Below are 6,956 nucleotides of genomic sequence, written 5' to 3'. Positions count from 1 at the left end.
GTTCATAATTTTTTTAAAAATACAACAACAACACCCACTGGTTGCAATATACCACAAAAACGAAAAAAAAAAAAAAATATTACTAATAATATAAACGACGGCCCCCGAACAACCCCCCCCGCCCCACTGCCGACGCTGCGCGGCGCCCAGATACCCCATCTTGCCCCTCAACTGCGGCGCCGCGGGCAAAAGCCCAGCGGACGCCTTGTTTCGGGGCAACCTGGGGCACCTGGATCGCCGCTCGCTGACGTTTGGCTGACATCGCATCAACCGTTGCTGAAAGGTTTCTACCTTGCATGAATTGGGAATCGTCTATCACATTATTCGCGATGTCGAGAACGTGGCGCGCGCCAATGGCGTGAGTCGCGTTTCGAGCGTCACGCTGCTGCTGGGCGAGGTCTCGGGCGTCGTTCCCGACTTGCTGCTCGACGCTTGGCGCTGGGCGGCAGATAAAAAGCCTATCACCGAGGGCACGGAGCTTATTGTGGAGCCTGTCGAGGCCGTGACGCATTGCGAGGCGTGCGGCCGCGACTATGCGACAGTCGAGCACGGCAAGATCTGCCCCCATTGCGGTAGCGGCGAGACATACCTGCTGCAGGGCCAGGAGGTCATGATCAAGCAGATTGAGACCCCCGACGAGGACCCGCCAGATGCTGCTCCCGACGGCCTCTCCGACGCCCCCGATGCCGTCGACGCTGCCAACCCCCTCCACATCGTCTAGCCCCTAGTCGTTGGGGACGTTCTTGTTTGACTAGTCGTTTAAGAACGTCCCCAATGACTACTTACGTTAGTGCATAAGTCACGCTAATAGTCAAGTTATGTCTGTTTAAACAAAATAGCTGCAGTACAAGCGCATTCGCGCTTGCCTAAAATCGATATTAATGACCAGCCTGCTTGTATCTGTAAAATGAATGGCTTGATAAGTGACGCCTTGGCGTGTAATCCGTCAAAAAGCAGTAACGTAATCAACTTGTAACAAACCTAGACGTTTAAACAAATTATCCAATCATTCGCATTTTTCTCTATAATTTTACAGGACGAACAGGTATACTCCTTTCATGTCGTGTAGGAAATACGTAGACAAAGAGGAGGTTATGTGATGGTAAGTATTGTTCTTGCTAGCCACGGGGACTTGGCAGCTGGAATCAAGCAGACGGGCTCGATGGTCTTTGGCGATCAGCCGTCTGTGGCCGTGGTCTCGCTCGAGCCGAGCATGGGCCCCGACGACTTCCGTGCCAAGGTCGAGGAAGCAATCGCTTCCTTCGAGGACCAGGAGCAGGTGCTCTTCCTCGTTGATCTGTGGGGCGGCACGCCGTTCAACCAGATCAGCGGTCTCATCGAGGGCCACGATTCCTGGGCTATCGTCACCGGTGTCAACCTGCCTATGCTCATCGAGGCATATTCGCAGCGCTTTGACGCAAAGAACACTGCACATGCGATCGCAAAACATCTCGTGACTGAGGCTAAGGCTGGCGTGCGCGTCAAGCCCGAATCTCTGGAGCCCGAGGAGAAGAAGCCGGCCACGGCCGCCGCTGCTCCTGCAGGCGCCATCCCTCCGGGAACGGTCATCGGCGATGGGCACATCAAGATCGCCCACGTCCGTATCGACACCCGTCTGCTGCATGGTCAGGTGGCCACCACGTGGACCAAGCAGATCAACCCCAACCGCATCATCGTGGTTTCCGACGGCGTTGCTCACGACGAGCTCCGCAAGACCATGATCGAGCAGGCTGCCCCTCCGGGAGTCCATGCCAACGTCGTGCCCATCAAGAAGATGGCCGAGGTTGTCAAGGACACGCGCTTTGGTGACACCAAGGCCATGCTGCTCTTTGAGAACCCGCAGGATCTGCTCAAGGCTATCGAGGCCGGCGTCGACATCAAGGAAGTCAACATCGGTTCCATGGCTCACTCCAAGGGCAAGGTCGTCGTCACCAACGCCGTCGCTATGGGCGATGACGACGTCAAGACTCTCGAGGCCCTCAAGGCCAAGGGCGTCAAGTTCGAGGTCCGCAAGGTTCCTTCGGATTCCTCCGAGGATCTCGACGCCATGTTGAAGAAAGCTAAGGCCGAACTGGCCGCTCAAGCATAGTAAAGGAGGGTCCGATACATGTCTGCAATCACTATTCTGCTTGTTGCGATTGTCGCGTTGCTTGCCGGTATGGAAGGCATTCTGGATGAGTTCCAGTTCCATCAGCCGCTCGTGGCATGCACGCTTATCGGTCTCGTAACCGGTCACCTTCAGGAGGGCATCCTCCTGGGCGGTTCGCTCCAGATGATGGCCCTTGGCTGGGCTAACGTCGGCGCTGCCGTCGCGCCTGACGCCGCTCTGGCCTCGGTCGCTTCTTCGATTATCATGGTGCTCGCCCTCAACGGTGGCGCCACCGATTCGGCCAAGGCCGTTACCGCCGCCATCGCCGTCGCAGTCCCGCTGTCGGTCGCTGGTCTGTTCCTGACCATGATCTGCCGTACCCTGGCTACCGCTATCGCTCACGCCATGGACGGTTGCGCCGAGAAGGGCGACTTCTCCGGCATCGAGCGCTGGCAGTACGCCGCCATCCTCATGCAGGGCCTTCGTATCGCCATCCCGGCAGTACTTCTGTGCATCATCCCGGCCGAGGCGGTTACCAACGCGCTTAACGCTATGCCCGACTGGCTGTCCGGCGGCATGGCTGTCGGCGGCGGCATGGTCGCCTCCGTCGGTTACGCCATGGTCATCAACATGATGGCCACCAAGGAGACCTGGCCGTTCTTCATCCTCGGCTTTGTCCTTGCTGCCATCCCTCAGCTCACGCTGATCGCTCTTGGCCTCATCGGCATCTCCCTTGCCCTCATCTACCTTGGCCTCAAGGATCTGGCCAAGCAGGGTGGCGGCATGGGCGGTGGCTCCGGTGACCCGCTCGGCGACATTCTGAACGATTACGAGTAGGAGGGGAGTGATACATATGGCAGAGAACAAGATTCAGCTCACCAAGGCTGACCGCAAGAAGGTTTGCTTCCGTCATCAGTTCCTTCAGGGCTCGTGGAACTACGAGCGTATGCAGAATGGCGGCTGGTGCTTCGCAATGATCCCTGCGATCAAGAAGCTCTACACCAGCAAGGACGACCAGATTTCCGCGCTTAAGCGCCACCTGGAGTTCTATAACACCCATCCCTATGTTTCCGCCCCCGTCATTGGCGTTACCCTCGCTCTCGAGGAGGAGCGCGCCAACGGTGCGCCGATCGATGACGTCGCCATTCAGGGCGTCAAGGTCGGTATGATGGGCCCGCTCGCCGGCGTCGGCGACCCCGCCTTCTGGTTCACCCTTCGCCCGATCCTGGGCGCTCTGGGCGCTTCCCTGGCCCTGTCCGGCAGCATCGCCGGTCCGCTGCTGTTCTTCTTCGCGTGGAACATCATCCGTTACGCCTTCCTGTGGTACACGCAGGAGTTTGGCTATAAGGTCGGCTCCTCCATCGCCAAGGACCTCTCCGGCGGTCTGATGGGCAAGGTCACCGAGGGTGCTTCCATCCTGGGTATGTTCATCATCGGCGCCCTGGTCGAGCGCTGGGTGTCCATCTCCTTCACCCCGGTCGTCTCCAAGGTCACGCAGTCTGCCGGCGCCTTCATTGACTGGGCTAACCTGCCTTCCGGTGCCGAGGGCATCAAGGAAGCGCTGACGATGTACAACTCCGTCGGTGCTACCGCCCTTGATCAGGTGAAGGTCACCACGCTTCAGGCTAACCTCGATCAGCTCATCCCCGGCCTTGCTGCCGTGTGCCTGACGCTGTTCGTCTGCAAGCTGCTCAAGAAGAAGGTCAGCCCGATCGTCATCATCCTGGCTCTCTTCGCCGTCGGTATCATCGGTCGCGTTTGCGGCTTCATGTAAGCACGCTTCGGCTTAAGACCGAGAGTTGCTAGGCAAGGGCTTTTGAGCCATTGAAACGGACCGCACCCGGTGGGTACACTGGATGCGGTCCGATTGTTTTATTTGGAGGGCGAGGCGCGCATGGCGCAATCTCAGAACAGCACGGTCGATCTGGCAACACCGGCAACCTGCCTGATGGGCCTTACCAGCCACGGTAACGTGATGGTGGGCAATAAGGCGTTCGAGTATTACAACGAGCGCAATCCCGAGGATTTTATTCAAATTCCGTGGGACGAGGTCGACTATATTGCCGCCGAGGTTTTGCGCGGCACTAAGAAGATCACGCGTTTTGCTATCTTTACCAAGGATAACGGCCACTTTACGTTTTCGACGCGCGACGACAAAGAGACGCTTCGTGCAGTTCGCAAGTACGTCGACGAGGATAAGCTCGTGCGTTCGCCCGACTTTATCGATGTGACGGCCAAGGGCGCCAAGAGCATCCCCTCCGTTATCAAAGGCCTTTTCCACAAAGGCAGCTAGTCGCCTGCGACGTTCTTATACGACTAGTCATTTAAGAACGTCCCCAATGACTACCTGTAGCTCTTCGCGGGATTCGCTGGGGAAATATCATCCCAGTTTGAGCGCCTATTCTGGGATGCAGTTTCCGGAACAGGCTCATTTGGGAAACCATATCCCGTTTCGAGCTCAAATTTCGGGTCGTAGTTTCCTAGAGAGGCCCCATCCGGAAAGCCCGTCCCAGAATTCGTCTGGATAGTGGGACACGCTTTCCGGAAGGCTGTTCCACCGTAACTTCGAAGAGTGGCTATGCGCTGCATGGCAGTGGCGCAAATCTGCTACACTAGTACAACATGCCTCCGTAGCTCAGGGGATAGAGCACCGCTCTCCTAAAGCGGGTGTCGACGGTTCGAATCCGCCCGGGGGCACCAGAGCAATATCGAGCCCGGTACCGCTGCGGTACCGGGCTCTTCTGGTTTAAAGGCATGCCGTAGTTTTCGCTGCTTCGGATAAAGAAAGCGCCCGCTTGCTGGGGGAGCAAGCGGGCGCCTATGAGCGAATATGTTTGCGGCATCAGCTGCTGTGGGCAATGTCTCGATGACTAGTTGGTCGTGCCGGAATCGTCGCCTGAATCGGTTCCAGAGCCAGAAATCGAAACCGTCAGCGTGATCGTGCTGTCGGTGGACTGCTTGCCAGTGGGGGAGACGCCCGTCACGGTGGCGTTTTCGTTACCACTCACGGGGTTGCCGTTCTGATCGCAGAATGCGATGTTGTAGAATCCGGCGTTGTTGAGCGCGGTGACGGCGGAGGAGATACTCTTGCCGTACAGGTTGCCCGGAACGTTTGCCTTGCCGGACTTCTTGGCGATGACGACGGTAATCGTGGCGCCGGGCTTTTGCTTACCGCTGGGGTTCCAGCTAATGACGGTGCCCTCGGTGACGGAATCGTTCTCCTGGTAGGTTACATCGACGCCAAAGCCGGCCATGTCGAGGGCGTTGCGTGCCTGAGCCTCGGTCATGTCGGTCAGATCGGGGACAGAGGTGGTGTCGGGTCCACTCGAGACTTTGTACGAAATGGTCGTGCCCTTCTCGACTTCCTTGCCCGCATCGGTGCCCTGTTCAAAGACTTCGCCCTTTTCGGCCTCGTTGGCTTCCTCGGTGGCATTGCCCTTAAGGCCGACGCTTGCCAGCGCCGCCTCTGCCTGGTCCTTGGTCAGACCAACGAGCTGCGGGACATCAACCTTCTCGGAGGGCTTGGGACCCTTGGAGATTACCAGATTCACCTTGGTGCCCTTGGGCTTCTTGGTGTGGCCGTTAGGAGTCTGCTCGACAACCTTTCCCTCGTCGACGTCGTCGTTGTAGCTCTGGTCAATGGTTCCGACGTCAAGGCCGGCATCCTTAATCAGTTCGACGGCGGTCTGCTGGTCCTTACCCAACACATCGGGAACCGGGACCTGCTCGCCGCCAAAGAGTCCGGTGGCAAAGGCCACGATGACGCCGATTACGGCTACCGCAGCAACTACGGCGGCGATGATCTTGTTCTTGTTGGATTTGGGCTGCTCGGTGGCGTAAGAGCCGGTTGAACCCGAGACGGAGCTGCGAGCGTTATTTTGTCCGCTCACGCCCGAGACGGGGCGTACCATGGCGCGCGTCTGGTCGGATAGCTCTCGGGTCTTGGTGGCACCCAGGTCGCCAACGGCGCCGATAACGCGCGTAGGCTCCGGCACGTTGACGGCGCGACCAGACAGGTAGCTGTTGAGCACCTGACGCAGCTCGTCGGCCGTCTGGAAACGGTTAGCCGGATCTTTTTCCATGCACTTGAGGATAATGCGCTCAAGATCGGCATCGACACCGGAGTTGATCTGGCTCGGCGGCACGGGCAGCTCGTTGACCTGCTTGAGTGCGACCGAGATGGCATCGTCGCCGTCGAAAGGCACGCGGCCGGTGGCGCACTCGTACATCACGACGCCCAGCGAGTAAATGTCCGAGGTGGGGCCCAGATCCTGCCCGCGGGTCTGCTCGGGGCTTACGTAGTGGGCGGTGCCCAAAACGTTGTTGTCCTGCGTAAGGTGGCTGTTCTTGGCGCGCGCGATGCCAAAGTCCATGACCTTGATGTTGCCGTCGGGCAGCACCATGATGTTCTGCGGCTTAATATCGCGGTGGATGATCTCGTGCTTGTGGGCGACCGAAAGTGCGGAGCTGATCTGCGAGCCGATCTGAGCGACCTTTTTGGGATCAAGGGCGCCGTGGCTCTTGATGCCGCTCTTAAGGTCGGTGCCGCGCAGGTATTCCATGACGATGTAATAGGTGTCGCCGTCCTTGCCCCAATCGTAGACGCCGACGATATAGGGGGAGGAGAGGCCGGCGGCTGCCTGGGCCTCCTGCTTAAAGCGTGCAGCAAAGGTGGCGTCGCCGGCATATTGCGGCAGCATGATTTTGATAGCTACCGTGCGGTCGAGGACCTGGTCCTGTGCACGGTAGACGGTCGCCATGCCGCCTGTCCCTACCTTATCCTTGAGGAGGTATCTTCCCCCGAGGACCCTCTGTTCCATTCCTGCTCCTAACATGACTATTCGCTCAACGATGTGTGTAGTACCAA

6 protein-coding genes and 1 tRNA gene are annotated in these 6,956 nt (G+C 58.3%); 6 read left to right on the top strand and 1 reads right to left on the bottom strand.

Going from position 1 to position 6,956, the window contains the following annotated elements; all coding sequences use genetic code 11:
* The first annotated feature begins 292 nt into the window (after window positions 1–292).
* From ACTNBB_RS07990 to ACTNBB_RS07965, 6 genes are all read left to right on the top strand, one after another.
* Window positions 293–721 (top strand): hydrogenase maturation nickel metallochaperone HypA/HybF, encoded by a 429-nt coding sequence (locus tag ACTNBB_RS07990; protein ID WP_441015388.1) that lies wholly within the window; start codon window positions 293–295, stop codon window positions 719–721.
* A 378-nt stretch (window positions 722–1,099) separates the two neighbouring features.
* Complete coding sequence (locus ACTNBB_RS07985; protein WP_154518426.1) at window positions 1,100–2,089, top strand: PTS sugar transporter subunit IIB; 990 nt, start codon at window positions 1,100–1,102, stop codon at window positions 2,087–2,089.
* A gap of 18 nt (window positions 2,090–2,107) precedes the next feature.
* On the top strand, window positions 2,108–2,926 hold the full coding sequence (locus ACTNBB_RS07980) for a PTS mannose/fructose/sorbose transporter subunit IIC (RefSeq protein ID WP_055285302.1): 819 nt from the start codon (window positions 2,108–2,110) through the stop codon (window positions 2,924–2,926).
* Window positions 2,927–2,942: 16 nt separating this feature from the next.
* Window positions 2,943–3,863, top strand: a complete 921-nt coding sequence (locus tag ACTNBB_RS07975; RefSeq protein WP_154518429.1) for a PTS system mannose/fructose/sorbose family transporter subunit IID — start codon at window positions 2,943–2,945, stop codon at window positions 3,861–3,863.
* Between the two features lie 120 nt (window positions 3,864–3,983).
* Entirely contained in the window at window positions 3,984–4,382 is a 399-nt protein-coding gene (locus ACTNBB_RS07970; protein ID WP_427795138.1) for a DUF956 family protein, read from the top strand.
* 331 nt (window positions 4,383–4,713) lie between these two features.
* A tRNA-Arg gene (locus ACTNBB_RS07965) sits at window positions 4,714–4,789 on the top strand.
* 170 nt (window positions 4,790–4,959) lie between these two features.
* On the opposite strand, the gene pknB is transcribed toward ACTNBB_RS07965, so the two are convergent.
* A complete protein-coding gene (pknB, locus tag ACTNBB_RS07960; protein WP_154518435.1) occupies window positions 4,960–6,909 on the bottom strand; it encodes a Stk1 family PASTA domain-containing Ser/Thr kinase in 1,950 nt (649 codons plus the stop codon).
* Window positions 6,910–6,956: the final 47 nt, after the last annotated feature.

The organism is Collinsella sp. HCP28S3_B9, assembly GCF_052066095.1.
Lineage (GTDB): Bacteria > Actinomycetota > Coriobacteriia > Coriobacteriales > Coriobacteriaceae > Collinsella.
This window is presented reverse-complemented; position numbering and strand designations above follow the sequence as displayed.

Bases quoted from the DNA above. Each gene is read 5' to 3' on its own strand.
- ACTNBB_RS07970 (WP_427795138.1), top strand. From the start codon at position 3,984: ATGGCGCAATCTCAGAACAGCACGGTCGATCTGGCAACACCGGCAACC.
- ACTNBB_RS07975 (WP_154518429.1), top strand. From the start codon at position 2,943: ATGGCAGAGAACAAGATTCAGCTCACCAAGGCTGACCGCAAGAAGGTT.
- ACTNBB_RS07985 (WP_154518426.1), top strand. From the start codon at position 1,100: ATGGTAAGTATTGTTCTTGCTAGCCACGGGGACTTGGCAGCTGGAATC.
- ACTNBB_RS07980 (WP_055285302.1), top strand. From the start codon at position 2,108: ATGTCTGCAATCACTATTCTGCTTGTTGCGATTGTCGCGTTGCTTGCC.
- pknB (WP_154518435.1), bottom strand. From the start codon at position 6,909: ATGGAACAGAGGGTCCTCGGGGGAAGATACCTCCTCAAGGATAAGGTA.